This window comes from Stagnimonas aquatica (assembly GCF_003730135.1).
GTDB lineage: Bacteria > Pseudomonadota > Gammaproteobacteria > Nevskiales > Nevskiaceae > Stagnimonas > Stagnimonas aquatica.
The window spans coordinates 1,021,142-1,043,433 of sequence record NZ_RJVO01000001.1 but is presented as its reverse complement, the minus strand read 5'-3'; the positions used below and the strand labels follow the sequence as shown (position 1 = coordinate 1,043,433).

Here is a 22,292-nt window from a genome sequence, read left to right as displayed (position 1 = left end):
AGGCTTCGGCCTTCATGACGCAGCGCCATGATCGTGCCGCGTTCCTCCGCGCTCAGGTGCTGGTACGCCTTCCCCATGCTTCACCTCCAGTCTCAGGAAGCGTTGCACTTGATCTTAGAATCCGCCTAAGCAAAAGAAAGCAGGCCCCTGCGTAGCGCCCCCTTCGGGGGCAAGCCTGCGATGCTCGGCCCAAAGGGGCCGCTCGCGAACTCGGCGCCCTATAGGCGCCTCAGACATGCGCTCGCTGTTATCCCCCTTTGGTCCTCCGCTTCTCGGCGCTACGAAGGGGACCGGAACATCTACGACACGGCGGTCTCCGCCCGCCGCCACATCTACAGCAGGCGCTTGCTTCGCTCGCGCGAGGTTGGCGAAGCCAACAAGCCGGAGTGCTTTTGATGTGGCGGGTGATGTGGCTTTTGACTTGCCCTCCCCCTTCGTGGCGCCGAGAAGCGCAGGGCTCCGGGGGTATGGAAGCCGGCGCATGTCTGAGGCGCCTATAGGGCGCCGAGTTCGCCGGCGTCCCCCGGAGACCGAGCATCGCAGGGTATCCCGTAGGGGCGCTACGCAGGGGCCTGCTTTCTTTTGCTTACTTTTCTTTGCAGGAGCAAAGAAAAGTGAGTCGCCAATAGGCGAAAAGAAACTCGCACCAACAGCAGACTCAGCAGAGCGCGAACGCGCGAACCACAGTCCTCTCCCGCACCAAGCAGAACCCGCCCTCCGCCCCACTCAGGCAAAAATCACCACCGACTGCCGCGACAGCGCCACCGGCCGATTGTCCGGGCTGTGGACGACGGCGGTCTGGGCGATATAGCCCTCTTTCGCCGAGTGGATCTCGGAGTCGATGCGCCAGTAGTCGTGCCCGACGCCGAAGCGCTGCGCGTCGCCCGGAAACGGCGCCGGCTCGATCAGCTCCAGGATCCAGGTCAGCGAACTCGCCGGGGCCGGCAGCTTCAGCCAGGAGATCGCCGGCGAGGGAATCGCATCGGTCAGCGCCACCAGCGCCAGTTCGGCGGCGTGCTCACCGAAGACGGCGGGATCGGGCGCGGCGTCGCGTGCCTTCAGCCAGATGCGGGTCACTGGGCCGGGGGTGTTGCTGAACGGCCAGCCGCCTTCCGCCCAGCGCATGGCGTAATGCTGGATGAAGTTGGGCGCCACGCCGGGAAAGAACGGCAGGTCCTTGAGGCCCTCGGGGCCTTTCGCCGGCAGTGGCGGCGCCGGCATCGTCACCACGATGTTCGAGGCCCGGCCGGCACCGAATACGCCGACGAACAGCGCCAGGGTGTGGCCCTCGGCCTCGATGCGCGCTTCCACGTGGGTCACCGACTTGCCGGCACGCAGCACCTGCGCGCGTACGCTCACCACCCCCGGCGGCACCGGCGCCATGAAGGTGGTCTGCAAGACCCGCAGCGGCGCACTGACGCCGGTGAGTTGGCGCATCGCCGCCAGCGCCAGCGCCGCCTGCAGACCGCCGAAGGCGCTGCGGCCCTGCAACCAGTCTTCGCTGATCTCGAACTGCAACTCGCCGGGTGCGCTGGCGACCGGCGTCAACAGCTCGACGAAGCTCTTGGGGCTGCTCATGGAATTCTCCAAACTGTTCGGTATGTAGAGTAGCCAAAGAAAACCCGGCGCACCATCGCGGCACGCCGGGTCGTGGCTACGCGAAGCGCGGCTACCAGATCGCGACGCGCGCCTCCGGCGCCTTGTAAAGACCGTCGCCGGGCTTGGTGCCGTAGGTCTGGTGGAAGGCCGGCACGTTCACCACCACGCCGTTGACGCGCAGATCCGGCGGCGAGTGCGGATCGGACTTCAGGCGGGTGACCTGGGTCTCCTCGCGCACCTTGGTCATCCAGCTCTGCGCGTAGCCGGCGAAGAAGCGCTCGGCACCCGTGTGGCCGTCGATCACCGGCGCCGGCTGGCCGTTGAGGGAAATCTCCCAGGCACGGTAGGCGATGATGATGCCGGCGAGATCGGCGATGTTCTCGCCCAGGGTCAGCTCGCCATTGACGTGCAGGCCCGGCACCGGCTCGTAGCCGTCGAACTGCTGGGCGAGCTGCTTGGCGCGCGCCTCGAAGCGCTCACGGTCTTCCTTGGTCCACCAGTCGCGAAGATTGCCGTCGCCGTCAAACTGGCTGCCCTCGTCGTCGAAGCCGTGGCTGATCTCGTGGCCGATCACCGCGCCGATGGCGCCGTAGTTCACGGCATCGTCGGCACTGGCGTCGAAGTAGGGCGCCTGCAGGATCGCCGCCGGGAACACGATCTCGTTCTGCTGCGGATCGTAGTAGGCGTTGATGGTCTGCGGCGTCATCTGCCACTCGCTGCGGTCCACCGGCTGGCCGAGCTTGTCGAGGTTGTAGCGGGCCTCGAAGCGGCGGCTGCGCTGGATGTTGCCGAGCAGATCGCCGGCGACGATCTCCAGCCCCGAGTAGTCACGCCACTTGTCCGGGTAGCCGACCTTAACGGTGAACTTGGCGAGCTTGTCCTTGGCCTGCGCCTTGGTCTCCGGGCTCATCCATTCCAGCGTATCGACCTTCTGCGCATAGGCCTTGAGCAGATTGCCGACCAGGGCCTGCACCTTCTGCTTGGAGGCCTCCGGGAAATGCTCGGCGACATAGAGCTTGCCGAGCGCTTCGCCGAGGCCGTCTTCCACCACGTCCAGGCCGCGCTTCCAGCGCGGCTGCGGCTGCTGGACGCCGGACAGTGCCTTGCGCAGCGCGAAATGCGCGTCGTAGAAATCCTGGCTCAGGTACGGCGCCGACGTGGCGATGGCGTGCAGCTTGGCATGCGCCTTGAGCGTGGCCAGCGGCGTCTTCGCCGCGAGTTTGGCGTAGCCCTGGAGATAGCTCGGCTGGCTGACCACCACGGCGTCGGTCTTCAGGCCCAGGCCGGCAACCCAGGCCGACCAGTCGTAGCCCGGCGCTTCCTTGGCCAGCGCCTTGAGCGTGCGCGGGTTGTAGGTCTTCACCGGGTCGCGGTTCTCGACCTTGCTCCAGTGCAGCTTGGCGAGCGCGGTCTCGAAGGTCAGCACGTCCTTGGCCTTGCCGGCGGCGTTCTTCTCGCCGGTGAGCTTGAACAGCTGCGTCATGTAGGCGAGGTAGGCCGCGCGCAGCTTCACGAAGCGCTCGCCGCCATCGAGATAGAAGTCGCGGTCGGGCAGGCCCAGGCCGGACTGGTAGAGATCCAGGCTGTAGCGCGAGACATCGCGCGCGTCCGGGTGCACATAGGGCGCTACCGGAGTGTCAATCCCGAGCAGATCCAGCTCGGCGTAGAGCGCCGGCAGCGCCTTGCGCGAGTCCACGCCGTCGATGCGGGTCAGCAGCGGGAACAGCGGCTTGGCGCCCAGCGCGTTGAGCTTGGCCTCGTCGAGATAGGCGGCGTAGAGGTCGCCGATCTTGCGCGCCTCGCTGCCCGGCGCGCCGCTGGCCGAGGCCTGCTCCACCAGCGCCTTGAGCCAGTCCTGGTTGCGGTCGTCGAGCAGGCCGTCGATGCCGTAGCTGGTCTTGTCGGCGGGGATTTCATTGGCCTTGAGCCAAGCGCCGTTGATGTAGCGGAACAGATCGTCCTGCGGCCGCACGCTGCGGTCGAGGTTGGCTTCGATCACGCCGGAGCCCAGCGCCGCAGCGGCAGGCGTGGCGGCCGTGGTCGCCGTGTCCGGGCGATCCAGGCGGTGCAGGCCGCAGCCGGCGAGCAGCAGCGCGGCAGCCAGCGCCAGGGTGGAGCGGGGAAACTGGAGAGGGGTCATGCGTTAGTCCTCATCGTCTGAAAACAAGAAGGCCGGTCTTGCGACCGGCCCGGTTGTTGCTGCTGTGGCTCACCAGATCACGATGCGCTCGGCCTCGGGCTTGTACATCTTGTCGCCCTCCTTGGTGCCGAAGGCGGCGTGGAAGGCCGGGACGTTCACCGGCGTGCCGTTGGCCCGGAACTCGCTGGGCGAGTGCGGATCGGTCTTGATGCGGGTGAGCAGGTTTTCCTCGCGATACTTGCGGCGCCAGACCTGCGCCCAGCCGAGGAAGAAGCGCTGCTCGCCGGTATAACCGTCGATCACCGGGGCCTCCTTGCCGGCCAGCGACAGCACATAGGCCTTGTGCGCGACGGTGAGGCCGCCGAGGTCGCCGATGTTCTCGCCGAGGGTGAACTTGCCGTTGACGTGATAGCCCTTCACCGGCTCGTAGCTGTCGTACTGCGCGGCCAGCTTGGCGCCGAGCGCATCGAACTTGGCGCGGTCTTCCTTCGTCCACCACATGCGCAGATTGCCGTCGCCGTCGTACTGGCTGCCCTGGTCGTCGAAGCCGTGGCTGATCTCGTGGCCGATCACCGCGCCGATGCCGCCGTAGTTCACCGCGTCGTCGGCGTTCAGATCGAAGAACGGCGGTTGCAGGATCGCCGCCGGGAACACGATCTCGTTCATCTCCGGGTTGTAGTAGGCGTTCACCGTCTGCGGCGACATGATCCATTCCTGGCGATCAATCGGCTTGCCGAGCTTGGCGAGATTGCGCTGGTAGTCGAACTCGGCGCCGCGCACCAGGTTGCCGTAGAGATCGTCGGCCTTCACCTCGAAGGCCGAGTAGTCGCGCCACTGGTCGGGGTAGCCGATCTTGGTGGTGAACTTCGACAGCTTCACCTTCGCCGCCGCCTTGGTCTCGTCGCTCATCCAGCTCAGGCCGTCGATGCTCTGGCCGTAGGCGGTGAGCAGGTTCTTGACCAGGGTCTCCATGCGCGCCTTGGCTTCCGGCGGGAAGTGCTTTTCCACGTAGAGCTTGCCCAGCACCTCGGACAGGCCGCGCGAGAAGCCCAGGCCACCGGAGCCGAACTCGACCACATCGACACCGCGCTTCCAGCGTGGCTCGATTTCCTGCTGGCCGTTGAGCGTCTTCTTGAAGAAGGCGAAGTTGGCGTCGACATACGGCTTGGACAGGTACGGCGAGAAGCTCGCCAGCAGCTGCCACTTCAGATAGACCTTCCAGTCGTCCAGGCTCACCGTCTGCACCGCCTTGCCGAGCGCGCTGACATAGCTCGGCTGACTCACCACCAGCGCCGGCTGCGTGGCGAGGCCGAGGCCGTCGAGATAGGCCGGCCAGTCGATGGCGGCGGTCAGCGTCGCCAGCTTGCCGGTCTCAAGCTTGTTGTAGGTGGCGACCGGATCGCGGTTCTTCACCTTGTCCCAATGGCCCTTGGCGAGCTGGGTTTCCAGCGCCAGCACCGCCTTGGCGGCCTTCGTCGGCTCGGCCAGGCCGGCCAGCCCGAACACCGTCTCCAGGTGCTTCAGGTACTGGGCGCGGATGTCCTTGAACTTGGCGTCGTCCTGCAGGTAGTAGTCACGCTCCGGCAGGCCCAGACCGGCCTGCACCAGGTCGGCGGTGTACTGGCTGGCGTCCTTGGCGTCCTGATGGATGTAGAGGAACAGCGGCGAACCGGCGCCCAGGCGGCTCAGGCGGGCGAAGCTGGCGGACAGCGCCTTCTTGTCCTTGAGTGCGTCGATGGCGGCAAACTCCGCCGCCAGCGGCTTGATGCCCAGCTCCTCGAGCTTGGCTTCGTCCATGAAGCTGGCGAAGAAGTCACCGACCTTCTGCTGCTCGGAGCCGGGCTTGCGGTCCTTGCTCGCGGCGGCGGTCTCGATGATCGCCTTCAACTGCTCTTGGGCCTGGTCGTCGAGCTTGGTGAAGGAGCCGTAGTTGGACTTGTCGGCGGGGATCTCGAAGCTGTCCAGCCACTTGCCGTTGAGATGGCGATAGAGATCGTCCTGCGGGCGGACGGCGGCGTCGATCTGGCTCAGGTCGATGCCGGAGACCGGAGCTACGGCCACGGCGGGGGCGGCGACCTCGGCGGCGGGTGGGGCTTCCTTCTTGCCGCAGGCGACGAGGAGGGCGAGCGCCATGGCGCTCAGGACAAAACGATTCATGGGGGAGACCTCGAAAAGGCAATGCGTGATCGTAACGCGACCGGCAAGGATGCCGATGACGGCGCCAGGGTTTAAACCGGATCGGAATTTTTTCGGAGCCGGCTCAGCTCCCCGTTGCGCATCGCCGGCCCCGGCCCCATGGTGGCCGCGATCTCGAATCGACTCATGCCCATGTTCCAGCTCGACAGCCCCACGGCGACCGCCCGCAAGCCAGACACCTATTCGCTGCTCGCGCAGCAGGCCGAGGCCCTGTTCCACGGCGAGACCGACCGCATCGCCAACGCCGCCAACCTCGCCAGCCTGATCTGGCACAGCCTGCCCGACCTCAACTGGGCCGGTTTCTACCTCTACGACGGCCGCGAGCTGGTGCTCGGCCCGTTCATGGGCAAGCCCGCCTGCGTACGCATCGCGCTCGGCAAGGGCGTCTGCGGCACCGCTGCCGCCCAGCGCGAGACCCAGGTGGTGCGCGACGTGCACGCCTTCCCCGGCCACATCGCCTGCGATGCCGCCAGCAACTCGGAGATCGTCGTGCCGCTGGTCCGCGCCGGCCAACTGCTGGGCGTGCTCGATCTCGACAGCCCGGTAACCGCGCGCTTCGACGAAGAGGATCGCGCCGGGCTGGAGCGGGTGGCGGCGCTATGGGTGCAGGCCTCGGCCTGAGCCGCGCTGGTCTCCCTCCCCCGCGTGCGGGGGAGGGCCGGGGTGGGGGCGTTGGTGCTCTCAGAGCAAAGCGCTAGGTCATCGCCGCCATCCATGGCGCAATTCCGCGCTTCGCATTGAGCCCCTGGGCATGCCTCCCTGCATGCCCGTCGGCCGGGGCCGATGGCCATTCAAGGCCATCGTCCTTTACCCGGCCAACCCCCAAAGCTCCTTCACCCGCGCATCGCGGCCACCGCCGAAGCGGTAGGACGGCGACACGGCGTCGCGCAGCGTGGGTGCGGGAGCCATCCTGCGACCGCGTGTGTCCCGCACACTTCGCTCAGTGCGCCTCGCCCCAGAGTTCCTTCACTCTGGCATCGCGACCACAACCGAAGCGGTAGGACGGCGACACGGCGTCGCGCAGCGTGGGTGCGGGAGCCGTCCTGCGACCGCGTGTGTACTGCGCGCCCGGCTCAGTGCGCCTCGCCCCAAAGTTCCTTCACTCTGGCATCGCGACCACAGCCAAAGCGGTAGTACTGATAGCGCACCGGGTTCTTCTTGTAATAGTCCTGGTGGTAGTCCTCGGCCGGCCAGAACGGCCCGGCGGCGACGATCTCGGTGTAGACCTGCTTGAACCGCCCGCTCTTCAGCAGCGCCGCCTTGCTCGCCTCGGCGATCTGCTTCTGGCTGGCGTCCAGCGGGTAGATTCCACTGCGGTACTGAGGCCCGTGATCGCAGAACTGCTGGTCTTTCACCGTTGGGTCGATGTGCCGCCAGAAGTACTCGACCAGTTGCGCATAGCTGACCTTGGCCGGGTCGTAGCTCAGGCGTACCGCCTCGGCGTGGCCAGTGGCATGCGCCGAAACCTGCTCGTAGCTGGGATTGGGCTCCTTGCCACCGGTGTAGCCGGACTCGGCGGCGATCACCCCGGGCAGCTTTTCGAAATCGGCTTCAACGCACCAGAAGCAGCCGCCGGCGAAGATCGCCTGCTCGGTCTTGCCGCTTGCGGTTGCTGGCGCGCCAGCCGCCTGCCCAGTACCCGGCGCGGCACCCAGAACCAAGGCCAAAGCTAGCGCAAGCAGTAGCCCGGCGCGCTTCACGACAGGCCTCGCGTCGCCGGCAGGGCTTCGCCCTTGGGCACGAAGAGCAACGCCACGCCGTTGTTGCAGTAGCGCTTGCCGGTGGGCGGCGGGCCGTCGTCGAAGACATGGCCCTGGTGGCCGCCGCAGTGCGCGCAGTGGTACTCGGTGCGCGGGACGAACAGGACGTAGTCGGTCCTGGTCGCCACCTGAGCCTCGCGCGGCCGGAAGAAGCTGGGCCAGCCAGTGCCGCTCTCGTACTTGTGGGCGCTGTCGAACAGCGGCGAGTAGCAGGCGGCGCAGACAAACACGCCCTCGCGCTTCTCGTGATTGAGCGGACTGGTGGTGGCGCGTTCGGTGGCCTCCTCGAACAGCACCCGGTAGGACTCCGGCGGCAGCAGCTTGCGCCAGTCCTCCTTGCTGAACCGGGAGGTGACCTTCACTTCCGCCCGGGCGGCGGTGCCGGCGAGTGCCAGCGCGGGCGCGAGGCCGATCCATTTGAGCAGGGTGCGACGGTTCATCACGGGCGATCTCCAGGCCGGGCGGACTGGTCCCGGCTTACCAGGTGCTACGTGCTCAGGGCACTGTCGGATGCTCGATGGGCGGCGCCGGCAGCGGCAGACAGGCGAAGCCGGCGCGTTGCTCGGAGCCGGCGCAGTACAGACGGCCATCGGCGCTGATGGTTCCCGCCTCGGTCTGCCGCCACTGCGGCAGGTCGATGGTTTGCGGCGGCCGCGCGAACATCGCCGCCCAACTGTCGCCCGGCTGGCGGCGATAGAGATAGGCGTCCTTGTAGGTGCCGACCACCGCATAGCTGCCGTCGGGGGCCAAATCGAGAGCGGTGGGCCAATCGCGCAGGAAGCCGTACTTGGGGTCGTCGGCAAGATCGGCCGGGGTCGGCTTGGGCAGGTGCAAGACCGTCCCGACCGGTTCGGCGGACAGGATCTGGCCGTGCTCCGGGGCTTGCGACGGCATCGCCAGCCGGTAGAGCTTGGGCGGCCGCTCGCGCTTGCTCAGGATCAGGATGTCGCCGCTGACCGGATCCACCGCCAGGCCTTCGGCGTCGCGCGGGCCGTCCGGGTAGCGGAACTGCAGCGACCACAGCAGCGGAGCACGGTCGCCGTTCGCGCCCGGATCGGCGACCGCATACAGGCTCACCGAGCGCCGCAGCGCGTAGTTGTCGCCGATGTCGCCGATCAGCAGCGCCGGCTGTTGCCGCCAACTGAAGGCGGCGATGTCCTCCCAATCGACGGCCTTGGCTCCCGGCACCTCCACCACGCCGCCGTCACTACCATCGAAACCGACCCGGAACAGTCGCGCGCGGTCGCCGCTGTCGTTGTGTCCCCACAGCCAGTCGTCGGTGGCCAGCAAGCGGCTCAGGCCGGAAAGCTCGTCCAGCTCCGGGTTGGCGACCGCGTCCACCGGCTGTGCGCGCAGGTAGGCACAGGCGGACAGTTGCAGGCTGACGGCCAGCAACAGCTGGGGCCAGCGGCGTGACGGCGACAGGGTCATGGCGGAAGGAAGGAGGGCGGTAGGCGGGGCGGCGTCAGTAAGGGACCGGCAGGAAACGGGGCCGGTTCCTGGGCGGCGGCGGGCGTGCCGTCGTCCGGCCGCACGCCAGGGTCGGTACACTGGCACAAACCTTCCTGCCACTACGACATGCGCGTTCACTGGCTACAGCACGCCGAACACGAAGACCTGGGCTGCATCGCCCCCTGGCTGGCCACGCGCGGCCACGAGGTGCGTTTCACCCGTCTGCAACGTGGCGAGACCCCGCCCGCGCTGGAGAGCTTCGACTGGCTGATCGTGATGGGCGGGCCGATGAACATCTACGAGCACGCGCTCTACCCCTGGCTGGTGCCGGAGAAGCAGTTGATCCGCCGCGCCCTCGACGGCGGCAAGCGGCTGCTGGGCATCTGCCTGGGCAGCCAGTTGATCGCCGATCAGCTCGGCGGTCCGGTCTCGCGCAATGCCGAGGTCGAGATCGGCTGGCATCCCCTGCAACTGACCGAGGCCGGCCGGGGCGCCGCCGCCTTCGCCGGCTTTCCCGAGCAGTTCACCGCCTTCCACTGGCATGGCGACACCTTCGCCCTGCCGCCCGGCAGCGAGTCGCTGATGAACAGCGAGGCCTGCGCACATCAGGCCTACGCGCTGGGCACGCGGGTGGCGGGTATCCAGTTCCACTTGGAAGTCACCGCCGCCAATGCCCGCGACTGGTTTGCGGTGGAGCGCCCGGCGCCGGCGCGCTATGTGCAGCGGCCGGAGAGCATCCTCGCCGAGCTGCCGAACTTCGCCGGCAACAACCGGCTGATGCGCCAACTGCTGGACAACATGGCAGGCGGCTAGTCCCGCCGGGCGCAACTCACTGCGCGTCGGGCCCGGGCAGCGGAAAACGGAACCGGCGCGCGCCGATCCGGTAGTCGCTGAGCTTGGGCGGCTCCACCGCGAAATCGCCGCTGGCGAGCGCGGCGCGCAGGGCTTCCATCTGGTCGGCGGACAGCGGCTCCGAGCGCGTGTCGTCGGCGCACCATTGCTCGCCGCAGGGCCTGAACAGCGACAGCTCGATGCGGCCGCCGGCCGGGCGGCTGAGCAGGCGCACACGCAGCCACACCGGCGCCTGGTCGCGGACCAGGCTGGCCTGCAGCAGCCAGCATTCGGCCGGCGCGCCACAGGGCTCGCCCTGACCGCGATCAAACTCATCGCGGAACTGCGCGGCGGCGCGGACCAGTGCCTCCGGCGCGGCCGGCTGTGTCGGCGGCTGCCGCCAGACCACCGGGCCGCCGCTGTCGATCCGGTCGGGGTCGTAGCGGTGCTGCTTGCTCAGCAGCTCGGCGATGCGCGCCTGGGTCGCCGGCGCTCCCTCGGCCTGCAAGCGCTCCAGGGCATACAAGCCCGGATGCCCCAGCTCCCAGCGCAGGTAGCGTAGATCCTCGTCATTCAAGGCCGCACCGCGCGCCAGCAGCGTGTGCGCGGTGATGGCGCGGAAGTCCAGCGCACCGGTCTGGGTCAGCAGCAGCAAGCCGGCACCGATCAGCGAGGCGGCGCGGTTGACCGGGGCGATGCCGGCCAGCCAGACCGGAGCACGGCGCAGCGCCGCGACCGCGTAGCCGAAGCCATACAGCGCGGCGATGAAGACCAGCAGCGCCGCCCAGAGCCGGTCCAGACTCAGCCCGTACTGGCGCCAGCGCAGACCCAAGGCCCAGGCAGCGAGCGCGACGAACAGCGGCAGCAGCGCCAGTGCTGCCGTCACCAGCCAGCGCAAGGCTGGATGCGGCGCTGCCTCGCCACCCTTGCCATAGGCGGCGTTGGCGAGCGCCACCAGGGCGAACACCAGAGCCAGCAGCAACTGCGTGGCATGGCGCGTCGCCCACAGCGGTTCGACGCCGCGCAGCAGGAGGGCGCTCGCGAAGGCCAGGGCCAGCACCGCCGCCAGCGGCAGCAGCCCGCGCCAGAGCGCCAGCACGCGCAGATGCACGGCATCGCCGAGGCTGCTCTTGGTGCGCGCCAGCACCAGGCCATAGCCGACCACCAGACTGGTGACCGGGTAGATGAAACGCGGCAGTGCGAACAGCTCGTGGAAGAACTCGATGCCGAGCGCCTTGAACAACGCCGCCCAGAGCCAGAGCAGCAGCCAGAAGGCGCCGGTGTAGGCGACGACCTGCGCCAGGGTCGAGACCATCCGCCAGGCGGCCTCGAACAGCAACGGATAGCCAAAGCCCTGGCGGCGCAGGGCCACCGCGAACCAGGCGCCGAGCACATGGCCGCTGGCGATCAGCGTCCAGACATAGGGCAGGGCCACGGCATCGACCGCGACACTCCGGGGCTCCATCGCCCGTCCGGAATAGAAGGCGAGGTAGCCGAGCAGCAGCGCGTAGGCGGCGACGCCGAGCCAGTAGCGGCGGTCGGCCAGCCGCTGCACGCTCAGCGCCGCGAACAACGGCCAGGCGCCGGCCAGGGTGAACCAGAGACAGCGGGTCAGCCGACCATCGAACCAGGCGGCCTCGGCTTCCAGCGCCTCGTGGGCGACCAGCAGCAGCAAGCCGCTGACGATGGCGAACAGCAGGATGGCGCGCTGCGCCGGGCCATCCGGCGCATCCGCATCGGCGGCGCCGGGCTGGCTCACGCAAGCCGGGCGCGCAGGAATGCGCCGATGTCGTCGATCTCTTCCGGGCAGACCTGGTGCTGCATCGGGTACTCGCGCCAGTCGACGGAATAGCCGGCGGCGCCGAGGATCTCCGCCGAGGACTTGCCCAAGACCAGCGGCAGCACCGGATCGTACTGGCCGTGGCACATGAGAATGGGCACGTCCCTGTTGGCCGGGCTGGCCTCGGCGGCGAGGCTTTCGTGCAGTGGCAGATAGCCGGACAGGGCCAGCAGGCCGCCGAGACGCTGCGGGTAACGCAGGCCGGTGTAGAGCGTCATCGCGCAACCCTGCGAGAAGCCGGCAAGGATCAGCCGCTCGCTGGCGATGCCGGCGGCGCGTTCGGCATCCAGCAGACCAGCGATGCGCGCCGCCGAAGCCTGGGTGCCGGCAACGTCCTGCTTCTCCATGCGGGTCAGCGAGAGGATGTCGTACCAGGCGCGCATCGGATAGCCATTGTTGATGGTCACCGGGCGCACCGTCGCGTGCGGAAACACGAACTTGATGCCGTGCTCCTTGCCCAGGCCCAGTTCGGGGACGATGGGCACGAAGTCGTGACCATCGGCGCCGAGGCCGTGCAGCCAAATCACCGTCGCCGTTTGTGGGGCGTCGGGCTGAAGAATGACGGAGTCGGGGGTTTCGATGCGGCGCATGTGTTACTCGCGGTGATTTGCCCCGGCCGACGAGCCGGGGCCCAGGGGCTAAGCGTGGGCGGTGTGCTTGCCGGGAGCGGGGAGGATGACGGCGTCTTCGTTGCGGGACATGGGCCGGGAGCAGGAGAGAAGGGAGCAGGCGCCTTAGAATAGCGGCATGAATCGCGCCCACCGCCCCCTGCTCCTGCTACTCGCCGCCCTGGCGGCAGCCTGTGGCCAGATGGGCCCGCTGGTCTTGCCCAGCAAGGAGCCCGTGCCGGCTCCGTCGCCGACCGCCGAGACGCAAGCCAAACCGGCGCCCGCCGCCGCACCGGCGACCGATTCCGCCGCACCCGATCCCGCGCCTAGCCCGGCGCCCTAGCAAAAACTCCCTCGCCCGTGGACCACTTCACCCTGCGTGACGGCGCGCTGCACGCCGAAAACCTGTCCGTCGCCGCCCTCGCCGACCGTCACGGCACGCCGCTCTACATCTATTCGCGCGCGACGCTGGAACGCCACTACCGCGCCTTCGACGAGGCACTGGCGAGCGTGCCGCATTGCGTGCACTACGCGGTCAAGGCCAATTCCAACCTCGCCGTGCTGAATGTGCTGGCACGGCTGGGCGCCGGCTTCGACATCGTTTCCGGCGGCGAGTTGTCGCGGGTGCTGCGCGCCGGCGGCGATGCCCGCAAGGTGGTGTTCTCCGGCGTCGGCAAGACGGCGGTGGAGATGCAGCAGGCGCTGGTCGCCGGCGTCGGCTGCTTCAATGTCGAGTCGGAATCCGAGCTGCGCCGTCTCTCGGCGGTGGCCGCCGCGCGCGGCGTGCGGGCGCGCATCGCGCTGCGGGTGAATCCCGATGTCGATGCCAAGACCCATCCCTACATCTCCACCGGACTGAAGGCCAACAAGTTCGGCGTCAGCCTCGCCGAGGCCGAGCGCCTGTACCGCGAGGCGGCGAGCCTGCCCGGCATCGAGATCGCCGGCATCGCCAGCCACATCGGCAGCCAGTTGCTCGACGACGCGCCGCTGCTCGACGCGCTCGACCGCATGCTGGCCCTGGTGGACCGCTTGGCCGCAGCGGGCATCCACTTCAAGCACATCGACGTCGGCGGTGGACTCGGCGTGCGCTACCGCGACGAGAAGACCGTCGAGCCGGCCGAGTGGGCGGCGCACCTGCTGCCACGGCTGGCCGGTCGCGGCCTGGAAGTGCATTGCGAGCCGGGCCGTGCGATTGCCGGCAATGCCGGCCTCCTGGTCACCCGCGTCGAGGCGCTGAAGGTGGGCGAGGAGAAGAACTTCTGCATCGTCGACGCGGCGATGAACGACCTGATCCGCCCCACCCTCTACCAGGCCTGGATGGACATCGTGCAGGTGCAGCCGCGCCTGGACGAAGCCGCGCGGACCTACGACGTGGTCGGCCCGGTCTGCGAGACCGGCGACTGGCTGGGCAAGGACCGCCAACTGGCGGTGCGCGAGGGCGATCTGCTGGCGGTGCGTACCGCCGGCGCCTACGGCTTCACCATGGCCAGCAACTACAACTCGCGCGGCCGCGCCGCCGAGCTGATGGTCGATGGCGATAGCGCGCACCTGATCCGCGCCCGCGAGGACTTCGAGGACCTGGTGCGCGGCGAGACGCTGCTGCCCTGAGGCCGGGCGGGCGATAATCGGCCATGACCGAATCCGCGCCCCACACCCTGCTCCTGATCGACGCCAGCAACTGGCTGTTCCGCGCCTATCACGCGCTGCCGCCGCTGACCAGTCCGCAGGGCGAGCCCACCGGCGCGATCTACGGCTTTGCCAGCATGCTCAAGCGCCTGCAGCGCGAGCACCATGTGGATCGCGTCGCGGTGGTGTTCGATGCCAGCGGCACCTCGTTCCGCAACGACATCTACCCCGAGTACAAGGCCAATCGCAGCGAGACGCCGGAAGATCTGTCGGCGCAGTTCCCGGCGATCCTGGATCTGGTCAAAGGCCTGGGCCTGCCGCTGCTGATGGAGCCGGGTGTGGAGGCCGATGACGTGATCGGCACGCTCGCACGCCAGGGCGAGGCGCTCGGCATGGAAGTGCTGATCGTCACCGGCGACAAGGACATGGCGCAGTTGGTGAGCGAGCGGGTGAACTTGCTCGACACCATGAAAAACCGCCGCATGGGCCCGGCCGGCGTGGTCGAGAAATTCGGCGTGCACCCCGAGCAGATCATCGACTACCTGGCGCTGATGGGCGACGCGGTGGACAACATCCCCGGCGTGCCCGGCGTCGGCGAGAAGACCGCCGCCAAGCTGCTCAAGGAGCACGGCACGCTGGAGGGCGTGATCGCCGCCGCGCCGACCGTGAAGGGCAAGCTCGGCGAAAACCTGCGTGGCGCGCTGGACACGCTGCCGATGTGCCGGGTGCTCGCCACCATCAAGTGCGATGTCGCGCTGCCGGTGGCGCTCGACACCCTGCGCAAGGGCGCGGAGAACAAGGAGCAGTTGGCGACGCTGTACCGGCGGCTGGGCTTCCATCGCTGGGTGGAGGAGTTGGGCGCTGCTGCGGCGGCGAGTCTCCCTCCCCCGCTTGCGGGAGAGGGCCGGGATGGAGGCGTTTCAGGCGCCCCGCTGTCGCCGCAAGCGCTCCCCTCCCAGCCTCCCCCCGCAAGCGGCGGGAGGAGCGACAGCGCCGCAGAGCTGCCGGCCTCACAAAAAACCCAAGCCACCCTGGTCGTCGACGAAGCCGTCTTCGCCGAAATGCTGGCCGCGCTCGAAGCCGCCGAGCTGATCTGCTTCGACACCGAGACCGACTCGCTGGAGTCCAACCGCGCCCGTCTGGTCGGCCTGGCCTTCGCGGTGGAAGCCGGCAAGGGCTGGTATCTGCCGCTGGCGCATGACTACCTGGGCGCGCCGGCGCAGTTGCCGGCGGCGGAGGTGCTGGCGCGGCTCAAGCCCCTGCTCGAAGACCCGGCCAAGGCCAAGGTCGGCCAGCACGCCAAGTTCGACTGCAATGTGCTGGCGCTGCAAGGCATCCAGGTGCGCGGCCTGGCCTACGACACCATGCTCGAAAGCTATGTGCTCGACGCCGCCGGCAATCGCCACGACATGGACACGCTGGCCGAGAAATACCTGGGCCACAAGACCATTGCCTTCAGCGAGGTGGCCGGCAAGGGCAAGAACCAGATCACCTTCAACCAGGTCGCGCTCGACATCGCCGCCGCCTACTCGGCGGAGGACGCCGACATCACCCTGCGACTGCACCAGACGCTCTACCCGCGATTGGCAGAGACACCTTCGCTGCTAGCAGTGTTCGAGCGTCTGGAAATGCCGCTGGTGCCGGTGCTGGCGGCCATGGAGCAGACCGGCGTGAAGGTCGATGCCGCGATGCTCGCCAAGATCAGCGGCGAGCTGGCGCTGCGCATGGCCGAGTTGCAGGCACAGGCCTACGCCGAGGCCGGCACCGAGTTCAATCTCGGCTCGCCCAAGCAGTTGCAGGAGCTGCTCTACGGCAAGCTCGGCCTGCCGGTGCTGGCGAAGACGCCCAAGGGCGATCCCTCCACCGCCGAGGACGTGCTCGAAGACCTCGCCGCCCAGCATCCGCTGCCACGGCTGATCCTCGACTGGCGCAGCGTGTCAAAACTGCGCTCGACCTACACCGAGACGCTGCCGCTACAGATCAACCCGCGCACCGGCCGCATCCACACCAGCTACCACCAGGCGGTCGCCGCCACCGGTCGGCTGTCCTCGCAGGACCCCAACCTGCAAAACATCCCGGTGCGCAATGCCGAGGGCCGGCGCATCCGCCACGCCTTCGTCTCCGAGCCCGGCAAGCTGCTCTGCTCGATCGACTACTCGCAGATCGAGTTGCGGCTGATGGCGCATTTCTCCGGCGACGCCAAGCTGGTCGAAGCCTTCCAGAGTGGCAAGGACATCCACCAGGCCACCGCCGCCGAGGTGTTCGGGCTCTCACTCGATGCCGTCAGCAGCGACCAGCGACGCGCCGCCAAGGCGATCAACTTTGGTCTCATCTACGGCATGTCGTCCTGGGGCCTGGCCAAGCAGCTCGCCATCGGCCGCGCCGAGGCGCAGGACTACATCGACCGCTTCTTCGCGCGCTATCCGGGCGTGAAGCGCTTCATGGACGACACCAAGTCGGCGGCCAAGGAGCGCGGCTATGTCGAGACCCTGTTCGGCCGCCGGCTCTACCTGCCCAACATCAATTCCAAGAACCAGGGTCTGCGCCAGTACGCCGAGCGCACCGCCATCAACGCGCCCTTGCAGGGCACTGCGGCCGATCTCATCAAGGCAGCGATGATCGACCTGCACGCCTACCTGAGCCATCAGGCGCCGGCAGTGAAGATGATCATGCAGGTGCATGACGAGCTGGTGTTCGAGGCTCCGGCGGAGCAGATGAGCGCGCTGGCCCCGGAGTTGGCGCGGCGCATGGTGCGGGTGCTGCACGAGGGCGCCCACCGCCCGGCGCCACTGGCGGTGCCGCTGGTCGCCGATTTCGGCATCGGCGACAACTGGGAGTCGGCCCACACCGCCTCGGGACATGCAAGTGCTTGAAAATTTTATGAATGTCGGCCGACGAACGGTCGGAAGCGAACCGCGAGCAGCCATTTTCGGCTCCGCAAGTCACTGATTTTTCTAGGGCCCGAGGGCGTCGGGACGGCGATAAATGACGCCGCGTTCGTTTGCCGCTGAAACTTTTTTGCCGTTCCACCCATCTACTTCTGCGAAGCGGGGCCCTCCCTTCCCTGCTTCCCGCCTCCACTCCCTGGGCGGTATTTTCCGGCTCTCCCCAGCCGGGATCGTAACCCGGTGGTTCCCCCGAACCGCCGGGTTTTTTTGTGGCCGCGCGGCGGTGCCGATGGCCGTTGGAACGGCTAATCTGAAAGTGGGATCGGTCGGGGATTGAGTCCCGAGCCAATAACCAAATCCACCTGCAATTCAAGGGAACACCATGCGCACCGCTTCATTCGCGGCCTTCATCTTGGCTGCCGTTTCTACCGTGGCTGCGGCCTCGCCTTACATCCTCGAAGCCGAGCGCATGCTCGAACAGCTCGGGTACCAGCCCGGCAAGGTGGATGGCGAATTCGACGCCGAGCTCACCGCCGCCGTCAGCCGGTTCCAGGCCGACCAGCGCCTGCCGGTAACCGGGCTGGTCGATCCGCAGACCCACGAAGTGCTCATGGCCGCAGTAGCGCCGCCGTCCGGCTCGCAGGCCTTGCCGACCGCCCCCGTGAAGGCCAGCACCCCCAGCGGCATCATCGGCGGCAGCGGCACCGCGCCGCAGCGCCGCTTCGGCGTGTTGCTGGAAGGCGCGCTGGAGTGGGGCGGGGAGACGGTGGCCACCGTGGGCTTCACCAACGGGTCCACCCAGGATGTCGACACCGGCCAGGGCGTCACCCTGGCCGGCGGACTCTATTTCCGGCCCGTCGAGGCGGTCGATATCCGCGCCACCGCCGGCTACAAGCTGGTGACCACCAAGGCCAGCAACGCCGACATCACCCTGACCCGCTACGTACTCAAGCTCACCGCCGACTACCTGCTGCCGGGCGGCTTCCGCATCGGCGCCGGCCCGGTGCAGCACATGAACATCAAGTTCGATGGCGATGGGATCGGCCCCAATCTGGAGTTCGACAATGCCCTCGGATACGTGGCGCAGCTGGGCTGGAAGTGGCTCGCGGTGAGCTACACCGGTATGAAGTACCAGCTCAAGAACAGCGCGCAGGAAATCGACGCCAACAACGTCGGAGCCACCTTCACCTGGGAGTTCTAGGCGACCAGCGCCGCCGCCAGCGCCGCCCGCGCTTCGTCCACCCCGGTCGGGGTGTGCGAGGAGAACAACTGGGCGGTGAACCCGGGCCCTCGCGCCTTGAGGGCCTGGCGGACCTGCAGCAGCGTGGCGGCACCAGCACCGCGCGACAGCTTGTCGCACTTGGTCAGCAGCACATGGCAGGGCCGGCCGTAGGCCTGGGCCCAGTCGAGCATCTGCTCATCGAGGTCGGTGAGCGGATGCCGGCAGTCCATGATCACCGCCAGGGTCTTCAGCGTGTCGCGGGTTTCCAGATAGCCGCCAATCAGCTTGCCCCAGTCGCGGCGGATGGCGTCCGGCACCGCCGCGTAGCCGTAGCCGGGAAGATCGACCAGCCGGGACTGGCCGCCACGCAGGGCGAACAGGTTGATGAGCTGGGTGCGGCCCGGCGTCTTGGACACCCGCGCCAGGGTCTTCTGCTGGCAGAGGGTGTTGAGCGCCGAGGACTTGCCGGCGTTGGAGCGGCCGACGAAGGCCAGCTCCGGAGCGCCATCGGCAGGCAGCTGCTCCAGCTTCGCGCAGGACATCACGAAGGTGGTGTGGGCAAACGGATTGACGGGGACTTCCGGGGCGCTCATGCGGCCTGCTTGGGTTGGGTGGATCGGGGCGGGCCCGCCCATGACAGTCGCGGGCCGGATCAATACAATGCCGCATTCTCAAACCTGTCGCACCGCGGTCGCCATTTTGGCGGGCCCGCATCTGCGGCTGCTTTCTGGAGTCTGGACTGATGAAGCGCGTTCTCCTCGCCCTGGCGCTTGCCGCGCCCGCCGCCGTGTTCGCCGAAGGTGCCGCCCATGCTGCCGTGGCCGGCGATGCCGCCGCCGGTGCCAGCAAGGCCGCCGTCTGCGCCGCCTGCCATGGCGTTGGTGGCAACGGCATCATCAATCCGGAATGGCCCAAGCTCGCCGGCCAGCACTCGAGCTATGTCGCCGGTCAGCTCAAGGCCTTCAAGGCCAACGAGCGCAAGAACCCGGTGATGTACGGCCAGGCGGCGGCGCTGTCCGACCAGGACATGGCCGACCTCGGCGCCTATTTCGCGGCGCAGAAGCCGGTGCCTGGCGTGGCCAGCAAGGATGCGGTGAAGACCGCCGAAAAGCTCTACCGTGCCGGCGACGCCACTCGCGGTCTGGCCGCCTGCTCGGCCTGCCACGGCCCCACCGGCGCCGGCAACCCGGCCGCGCAGTACCCGCGCATCGGTGGTCAGAACGGCGCCTACACCGCCATCCAGCTGAAAGCCTACAAATCCGGGGAACGCGCGGGCGGTAAGCACGCTCCAATCATGGCCGCCGTGGCTGCCAAGCTCACGGACGACGAAATCGCCGCGCTCGCGTCCTACGTGAACGGGCTCCAGTAAGGACCACCCAGGATTCTTCCGATGAACCGTTGGCTACGTCGCTGCTTCCTCGCTTTCGCCCTGCTGCCGCTGGCCTGCAGCGCGCAGACTGCTTCCGCCCCCTATCAGGAAGGCAAGCAGTACGCCCGGGTCAAGCAGAGCATCGCCCCGGCCGACGCCAAGCGGGTGACGGTGGAAGAGTTCTTCTGGTACGGCTGCCCGCATTGCTTCCACGCCGATTCTTTCGTCGAGGCCTGGAAGGCGAAGAAGCCGGAATATGTCGATTTCCAGCGCGTGCCCAACACCCTGGGTCGCGCGGAGGGTGAAGTGCACGCCCGCGCCTTCTACATCGCCGAAACCCTCGGCGTGCTCGACAAGACCCACACGCCGCTGTTCGCTGCGATTCACGAGAAGCACCAGCCGATGGCCCGCCTTGAGGACATCCGCAGGCTGTATGGCGATGTCGCGGGCGTGAAGCCGGACGACTTCGACCGCGCCACCTCCAGCTTCATGGTGGACTCGCGCCTGCGCCGCGCCGACCAGCTGGCACGGACCTACCAGCTCACCAGCGTGCCCACCATTGTCGTCGGCGGCCAGTACGTCACCAATGCCACCATGGGTGGCGGCCCTGACAAGATGATGGAAGTGGTCAGCTTCCTGGTCGAGAAGGTGCGCAAAGAGCGCAAGTAAGACTTGAGCACGAACACCGCCCGGCGCCTGCTCGCCGGGTTTTTCGTTTCTGCGGGCCTGCTCGCCACACCGCTGGCGCCGGCGGCGCCGCTGGCCTCGGTGGATACCGCCTGCCGCAGCATCGCCGGCAAGGTTCGCGGCCTCAGTGCCCAGGAATGCATCGGCTCCGGCCTGCAGGCGGCGACCACGGCCAGCGTGCAGGGGCAGCCGATCCTGTTCCGCGACTACCTGGCCGGCAGCCGGCGCGGCACGCCCAAGCGGATCCTGCTGATCGGCGGCATCCACGGCGACGAGCTGTCGTCGGTGCAGGTGAGCTTCGAGTGGATGCGGCGGCTGGCGGCCGAGAAGTTCCAGCCCTTCCACTGGCGGGTCGCGCCCTGCCTGAACCCGGACGGCCTGCTGAAACCCGCCTCCAGCCGCACCAATGCCCACGGCGTGGACCTCAACCGCAACTTCCCGACCCCGCGTTGGAACGAGCTGGCGCCGCGCTACTGGGAGCAGAAGACCCGTCGCGACCGCCGCCGCTGGCCGGGGCCGGCCGCCGCCTCCGAGCCGGAGACGCAATGGCTGGTGCAGCAGATCCAGAGCTTCAAGCCCGACGCCATCGTCTCGGTGCACGCGCCCTACGGCATTCTCGATTTCGACGGCCCGCGCGCGCCGCCGCGCAAGCTCGGCTTCCTCAATCTCAACGAACTCGGCACCTATCCCGGCTCGCTCGGCAACTATGCGGGTGTGCAGCTGGGCCTGCCGGTGATCACCCTGGAACTGCCGCACTCGCAGGAAACCCCCACCGCCAGCCAGAGCGCGCGGATCTGGAGCGACCTGTTGACCTGGCTGGAGCGCAACCTGCCCAAGGGCGAGGCCCCGTTATACCAGCGGCTGACGGACCAGAACTGGGTGCATAGCGCTCCCTGACCCCGGCTCCATCGGCCGGTTTCCGCCCTTGGTCAACCCGGGCCGTCACCGGCGCCGACCTTGCCCACACTGCCGGCTCCGGCCAGCCGGCGGACGCAGGATGCGAGATGCCCCGCAGGGCATTTCACCAAGGGATGGTGAATCGGGCTGGGCCGGCTGGCGCTCTTCGCGGGCGCCATTCCCCGGTTTTGATGGAGCCCCGACATGCCGCAGCACCAGCTGGTATCCGACGCCGCCCCGGAGTGGGTCGCGCAACTCGCCAACGATCACGGCCTGGGCCTGGTGCCCTGGTCGCGCCTGGTCTGCCAGGCCCTGCAACTCGCCGCCGAAGCCAGCCAAGCCAAGATCGCCGCACTGGTGGTGGCGGACCGGCAGGTTGAGCATTTGCTCGTCTGGCCGCAGCTGAACTTCCTGACCGTGAAGGCGAAGAACCGACTCGCCGCCGGCCTCGCCCAGGGGTTCTTCTACAACCGCGAGGAAATGCGCCTGAGCCTGCAGGGTCACCCCTGGATCGGCCGCCAGAGCAGCATCAGCTGGTGCGCAGGCCGTGCCGTGCCGGCGGTGCCGGGCTGCGAGCTGGGCAGCATCGTGGTGCTCGGCAGCGGCACGCCGATGGCACCGCCGCTGGTGCAGGAGCGCCTGCGTGCCGCTACCAGTCTGCTCGCCGCCGCCCTCACCGGCCGCCCGGCGAGTGGCGAGCAACAGGGCTCGGCGCTGATGAGCCGGCGCGAGTTCGACTTGCAGCTGTCGCGCGAGACGCGGCGCTCGGAGCGCTCCAACCAGCCGCTCGGCATTCTGCTGGCGACACTCACCTCGAAGAGCCGCAAGCACGCCGCCAGCGACGCCGAAGTACAGGAGATCGGTGAGGCGGTGGCGCGACTGCTGCGCCGGGGCGGCGACTTTGCCGCCCGTTACGGCAGCCGCTCGATCGCCATCCTGCTGCCGGATTCGGACAAGAACACCACCGCCGGCACGGCGAGCATGCTCGACGCGGTGATCGCACCGCTGATCGCGGCGATCAACGCCGAGCGGCCGGCACCATTGGGCTTCAAGCTGGTCACCACCTCGGTACGCGGCTATGGCAGCTTGGCCGCCGCTGGCGAGCCGGAAGGCCCCGAGACGCGGCCGCCGCCCCGGCCGGCGGCCGCCAACGACGCGCCGCGCGCGCACTAAAGCC

Annotated in this window: 19 protein-coding genes; 10 read left to right on the top strand and 9 right to left on the bottom strand. The window is 68.3% G+C overall.

Annotated features, from left to right (window positions below):
• Positions 1–726: 726 nt before the first annotated feature.
• From ED208_RS04535 to ED208_RS04525, 3 genes are all read right to left on the bottom strand, one after another.
• Positions 727–1,578 (bottom strand): acyl-CoA thioesterase, encoded by an 852-nt coding sequence (locus ED208_RS04535; RefSeq protein WP_123210651.1) that lies wholly within the window; start codon positions 1,576–1,578, stop codon positions 727–729.
• Between the two features lie 91 nt (positions 1,579–1,669).
• Positions 1,670–3,739 carry a M13 family metallopeptidase gene (locus ED208_RS04530; protein ID WP_123210650.1) on the bottom strand — a complete coding sequence of 690 codons (2,070 nt, stop codon included), beginning with the start codon at positions 3,737–3,739 and terminating at the stop codon, positions 1,670–1,672.
• 69 nt (positions 3,740–3,808) lie between these two features.
• Positions 3,809–5,896 carry a M13 family metallopeptidase gene (locus tag ED208_RS04525; protein ID WP_123210649.1) on the bottom strand — a complete coding sequence of 696 codons (2,088 nt, stop codon included), beginning with the start codon at positions 5,894–5,896 and terminating at the stop codon, positions 3,809–3,811.
• A gap of 171 nt (positions 5,897–6,067) precedes the next feature.
• Between ED208_RS04525 and ED208_RS04520 the strand changes: the two genes are divergently transcribed.
• Positions 6,068–6,556: a GAF domain-containing protein gene (locus ED208_RS04520; RefSeq protein WP_123210705.1), complete on the top strand. Its 489-nt coding sequence runs from the start codon at positions 6,068–6,070 to the stop codon at positions 6,554–6,556.
• A 452-nt stretch (positions 6,557–7,008) separates the two neighbouring features.
• On the opposite strand, the gene msrA is transcribed toward ED208_RS04520, so the two are convergent.
• From msrA to ED208_RS04510, 3 genes are read right to left on the bottom strand one after another with little or no spacing between them, the layout of a single operon-like run.
• Entirely contained in the window at positions 7,009–7,602 is a 594-nt protein-coding gene (gene msrA, locus ED208_RS17450; RefSeq protein ID WP_199720498.1) for a peptide-methionine (S)-S-oxide reductase MsrA, read from the bottom strand.
• A gap of 29 nt (positions 7,603–7,631) precedes the next feature.
• A complete protein-coding gene (gene msrB, locus ED208_RS17445) occupies positions 7,632–8,135 on the bottom strand; it encodes a peptide-methionine (R)-S-oxide reductase MsrB (protein WP_199720497.1) in 504 nt (167 codons plus the stop codon).
• A gap of 55 nt (positions 8,136–8,190) precedes the next feature.
• The gene (locus ED208_RS04510; RefSeq protein WP_123210647.1) at positions 8,191–9,126 is read right to left on the bottom strand and encodes a hypothetical protein; all 936 of its coding nucleotides are present in this window, start codon (positions 9,124–9,126) and stop codon (positions 8,191–8,193) included.
• Between the two features lie 147 nt (positions 9,127–9,273).
• On the opposite strand from ED208_RS04510, the gene ED208_RS04505 reads away from it, so the two are divergent.
• Positions 9,274–9,960 (top strand): type 1 glutamine amidotransferase, encoded by a 687-nt coding sequence (locus tag ED208_RS04505; RefSeq protein WP_123210646.1) that lies wholly within the window; start codon positions 9,274–9,276, stop codon positions 9,958–9,960.
• A 16-nt stretch (positions 9,961–9,976) separates the two neighbouring features.
• Here the strand turns inward: ED208_RS04505 and ED208_RS04500 are convergent, their stop codons facing one another.
• Together ED208_RS04500 and ED208_RS04495 are read right to left on the bottom strand one after the other, a co-directional pair.
• Complete coding sequence (locus ED208_RS04500; RefSeq protein WP_123210645.1) at positions 9,977–11,737, bottom strand: DUF4153 domain-containing protein; 1,761 nt, start codon at positions 11,735–11,737, stop codon at positions 9,977–9,979.
• Positions 11,734–12,408: an alpha/beta hydrolase gene (locus tag ED208_RS04495; RefSeq protein ID WP_123210644.1), complete on the bottom strand. Its 675-nt coding sequence runs from the start codon at positions 12,406–12,408 to the stop codon at positions 11,734–11,736. The genes ED208_RS04500 and ED208_RS04495 overlap by 4 nt, the downstream gene beginning before the upstream one ends.
• 157 nt (positions 12,409–12,565) lie before the next feature.
• Here ED208_RS04495 and lptM point away from each other — a divergent pair, with 157 nt between their 5' ends.
• From lptM to ED208_RS04475, 4 genes are all read left to right on the top strand, one after another.
• Positions 12,566–12,769 (top strand): LPS translocon maturation chaperone LptM, encoded by a 204-nt coding sequence (gene lptM / locus ED208_RS17860; RefSeq protein ID WP_436286617.1) that lies wholly within the window; start codon positions 12,566–12,568, stop codon positions 12,767–12,769.
• 17 nt (positions 12,770–12,786) lie between these two features.
• On the top strand, positions 12,787–14,034 hold the full coding sequence (gene lysA, locus ED208_RS04485) for a diaminopimelate decarboxylase (protein WP_123210642.1): 1,248 nt from the start codon (positions 12,787–12,789) through the stop codon (positions 14,032–14,034).
• Positions 14,035–14,057: 23 nt separating this feature from the next.
• A complete protein-coding gene (polA, locus tag ED208_RS04480) occupies positions 14,058–16,925 on the top strand; it encodes a DNA polymerase I (protein WP_123210641.1) in 2,868 nt (955 codons plus the stop codon).
• 397 nt (positions 16,926–17,322) lie between these two features.
• Positions 17,323–18,141 (top strand): peptidoglycan-binding domain-containing protein, encoded by an 819-nt coding sequence (locus ED208_RS04475; RefSeq protein WP_123210640.1) that lies wholly within the window; start codon positions 17,323–17,325, stop codon positions 18,139–18,141.
• Here the strand turns inward: ED208_RS04475 and yihA are convergent.
• Complete coding sequence (yihA, locus tag ED208_RS04470) at positions 18,138–18,755, bottom strand: ribosome biogenesis GTP-binding protein YihA/YsxC (protein ID WP_123210639.1); 618 nt, start codon at positions 18,753–18,755, stop codon at positions 18,138–18,140. The genes ED208_RS04475 and yihA overlap by 4 nt on opposite strands.
• Positions 18,756–18,904: 149 nt before the next feature.
• On the opposite strand from yihA, the gene ED208_RS04465 reads away from it, so the two are divergent.
• The 4 genes from ED208_RS04465 to ED208_RS04450 all read left to right on the top strand — a co-directional run bounded on the left by ED208_RS04465 (position 18,905) and on the right by ED208_RS04450 (position 22,288).
• A complete protein-coding gene (locus ED208_RS04465) occupies positions 18,905–19,531 on the top strand; it encodes a c-type cytochrome (protein WP_123210638.1) in 627 nt (208 codons plus the stop codon).
• 21 nt (positions 19,532–19,552) lie between these two features.
• The gene (locus ED208_RS04460; protein ID WP_123210637.1) at positions 19,553–20,200 is read left to right on the top strand and encodes a thiol:disulfide interchange protein DsbA/DsbL; all 648 of its coding nucleotides are present in this window, start codon (positions 19,553–19,555) and stop codon (positions 20,198–20,200) included.
• A 3-nt stretch (positions 20,201–20,203) separates the two neighbouring features.
• Complete coding sequence (locus ED208_RS04455) at positions 20,204–21,115, top strand: M14 family murein peptide amidase A (protein ID WP_123210636.1); 912 nt, start codon at positions 20,204–20,206, stop codon at positions 21,113–21,115.
• Between the two features lie 204 nt (positions 21,116–21,319).
• Positions 21,320–22,288 (top strand): diguanylate cyclase domain-containing protein, encoded by a 969-nt coding sequence (locus tag ED208_RS04450; protein WP_123210635.1) that lies wholly within the window; start codon positions 21,320–21,322, stop codon positions 22,286–22,288.
• Positions 22,289–22,292: the final 4 nt, after the last annotated feature.

What these genes read in the sequence shown, in the direction of transcription:
- ED208_RS04520 (WP_123210705.1), top strand. Translation starts at nt 6,068, where the DNA reads ATGTTCCAGCTCGACAGCCCCACGGCGACCGCCCGCAAGCCAGACACC.
- yihA (WP_123210639.1), bottom strand. Translation starts at nt 18,755, where the DNA reads ATGAGCGCCCCGGAAGTCCCCGTCAATCCGTTTGCCCACACCACCTTC.
- ED208_RS04525 (WP_123210649.1), bottom strand. Translation starts at nt 5,896, where the DNA reads ATGAATCGTTTTGTCCTGAGCGCCATGGCGCTCGCCCTCCTCGTCGCC.
- ED208_RS04510 (WP_123210647.1), bottom strand. Translation starts at nt 9,126, where the DNA reads ATGACCCTGTCGCCGTCACGCCGCTGGCCCCAGCTGTTGCTGGCCGTC.
- ED208_RS04530 (WP_123210650.1), bottom strand. Translation starts at nt 3,739, where the DNA reads ATGACCCCTCTCCAGTTTCCCCGCTCCACCCTGGCGCTGGCTGCCGCG.
- ED208_RS04495 (WP_123210644.1), bottom strand. Translation starts at nt 12,408, where the DNA reads ATGCGCCGCATCGAAACCCCCGACTCCGTCATTCTTCAGCCCGACGCC.
- polA (WP_123210641.1), top strand. Translation starts at nt 14,058, where the DNA reads ATGACCGAATCCGCGCCCCACACCCTGCTCCTGATCGACGCCAGCAAC.
- ED208_RS04465 (WP_123210638.1), top strand. Translation starts at nt 18,905, where the DNA reads ATGAAGCGCGTTCTCCTCGCCCTGGCGCTTGCCGCGCCCGCCGCCGTG.
- ED208_RS04460 (WP_123210637.1), top strand. Translation starts at nt 19,553, where the DNA reads ATGAACCGTTGGCTACGTCGCTGCTTCCTCGCTTTCGCCCTGCTGCCG.
- ED208_RS04535 (WP_123210651.1), bottom strand. Translation starts at nt 1,578, where the DNA reads ATGAGCAGCCCCAAGAGCTTCGTCGAGCTGTTGACGCCGGTCGCCAGC.
- ED208_RS04475 (WP_123210640.1), top strand. Translation starts at nt 17,323, where the DNA reads ATGCGCACCGCTTCATTCGCGGCCTTCATCTTGGCTGCCGTTTCTACC.
- msrB (WP_199720497.1), bottom strand. Translation starts at nt 8,135, where the DNA reads ATGAACCGTCGCACCCTGCTCAAATGGATCGGCCTCGCGCCCGCGCTG.
- ED208_RS04450 (WP_123210635.1), top strand. Translation starts at nt 21,320, where the DNA reads ATGCCGCAGCACCAGCTGGTATCCGACGCCGCCCCGGAGTGGGTCGCG.
- ED208_RS04505 (WP_123210646.1), top strand. Translation starts at nt 9,274, where the DNA reads ATGCGCGTTCACTGGCTACAGCACGCCGAACACGAAGACCTGGGCTGC.
- lptM (WP_436286617.1), top strand. Translation starts at nt 12,566, where the DNA reads ATGAATCGCGCCCACCGCCCCCTGCTCCTGCTACTCGCCGCCCTGGCG.